Origin of the sequence: Flavobacterium sp. (assembly GCF_021151785.1) — a bacterium.
GTDB lineage: Bacteria > Bacteroidota > Bacteroidia > Flavobacteriales > Flavobacteriaceae > Flavobacterium.
Window position 1 is genome coordinate 1 of the sequence record NZ_JAGKWP010000199.1, and the last position, 1,473, is coordinate 1,473.

The 1,473-nt window shown below is 30.3% G+C and carries 3 protein-coding genes; all 3 read right to left on the minus strand.

Translation table 11 applies throughout. The features are described 5' to 3' along the window. Positions 1-60: 60 nt before the first annotated feature. On the minus strand, positions 61-318 hold the full coding sequence (locus QZ824_RS11620; RefSeq protein WP_291276179.1) for a hypothetical protein: 258 nt from the start codon (positions 316-318) through the stop codon (positions 61-63). 10 nt (positions 319-328) lie between these two features. After that, positions 329-637 carry a thioredoxin family protein gene (locus QZ824_RS11625; RefSeq protein WP_291276180.1) on the minus strand — a complete coding sequence of 103 codons (309 nt, stop codon included), beginning with the start codon at positions 635-637 and terminating at the stop codon, positions 329-331. A gap of 79 nt (positions 638-716) precedes the next feature. Continuing rightward, positions 717-1,352 carry a peroxiredoxin gene (locus tag QZ824_RS11630; protein WP_291276181.1) on the minus strand — a complete coding sequence of 212 codons (636 nt, stop codon included), beginning with the start codon at positions 1,350-1,352 and terminating at the stop codon, positions 717-719. Between the last annotated feature and the right edge of the window lie 121 nt (positions 1,353-1,473).

A 1,473-nucleotide genomic window follows, 5' to 3' on the forward strand; every position in this document is an offset into this window, starting at 1 on the left:
ATCTTAATTATTGTATTTATTTGTTTTTATATTTAGTTGATTAAAGTTGTGGAGACCAAATTATTTGTCTATTGAGCCTAAAACACGTTTCATAAAATCGTTCATTGCCGTTTTTTTGTCTTTACCCGCTTTGATTTCTTTTTGTACTTCTAAAGCGCCATACATGTTAGAAATAAGTTCAGCAAGTACATCCAACTCTTCATCTTTAAGTGATTCTAATTCAGTTAAATGTTCTAAAACGGCAATCGTTTCTACTAAATAATCTTGATCATTTTCCTCAACGAATTGAGTTAAATGTTTGATAACAGGTAATTTCATAATTCAGACTTTATTGAATTTCAGCTACTAATTCAGCTAAAACTTCTGCTTTGTTGGTTTGTGTTTGATTAACTAATTGGCCGTTTTTAAAAGCAGCAAATGTGGGTAAATTATCAACTTTAGCCAATTTTCTAGATTCAGGGAATTGTTCTGCATCTACAATAACAAAAGAAATCGTTTCATTTTCAGAAGCTAATTTTTTGAATTTTGGTTTCATAATACGGCAATTTCCACACCATGAAGCCGAAAATTGTACCATAACTTTTTCGTTATTTGCTACAATTTCTTGCAAGTTGTCTTTTTCTATTTCTTGATACATTTTTTTAATTTTTTGATTAGACAATATGTCAATGTGCCAATTATTTTTTAATTGACACATTGATTATTGACACATTATTTTAGTGAGAAGCTAAATATTCAGCCGTACTTGATCTGTCTGCTTTCATAGCGTCTTTACCTTCTTCCCAGTTAGCTGGACAAACTTCACCTTTAGTTTGAACATGTGTAAAAGCATCAATCAATCTTAAATACTCGTTTACGTTTCTTCCTAATGGCATATGGTTTACACTTTCGTGGAAAATCACACCTGTTTCGTCCACTAGGTAAGTTGCTCGGTAAGTAACATTTGAACCTTCGATTAAATAATCTCCTGTTTCTTCGTTGAATACTTCATCTGCTTCTAAAATTCCTAATGCAGTTGATAAGTTTCTAGTTGTATCTGCTAATAAAGGATAAGTAACACCCTCGATACCACCATTGTTTTTTGGAGTATTTAACCATGCAAAGTGGACTTCGTTTGTATCACATGACGCGCCAATAACTATAGTGTTTCTTTTTTCAAATTCACCTAAAGCCGATTGGAAAGCGTGTAATTCAGTTGGACATACAAATGTGAAGTCTTTTGGATACCAAAACAAAAGTACTTTTTTGTTATTTTTTGTTGCTTCTTCTAAAACGTTGATTCTTAAATTGTCTCCCATTTCAGAGATTGCATCAACCGTAATGTTCGGAAATTTTTTACCTACTAATGCCATGTTTATTTGTGTTTAAATGATTTATTATTGTTTTTTAACTCTGCAAAATTACAGTTTTCTAATTTTATTTCAATATAAAATAATTATAATTTTTTATTAAATGATAAATTTTTATTATAAC

Excerpts from the sequence above, each read along its gene's own strand:
- QZ824_RS11620 (WP_291276179.1), bottom strand. The coding sequence starts at position 318 with ATGAAATTACCTGTTATCAAACATTTAACTCAATTCGTTGAGGAAAAT.
- QZ824_RS11630 (WP_291276181.1), bottom strand. The coding sequence starts at position 1,352 with ATGGCATTAGTAGGTAAAAAATTTCCGAACATTACGGTTGATGCAATC.
- QZ824_RS11625 (WP_291276180.1), bottom strand. The coding sequence starts at position 637 with ATGTATCAAGAAATAGAAAAAGACAACTTGCAAGAAATTGTAGCAAAT.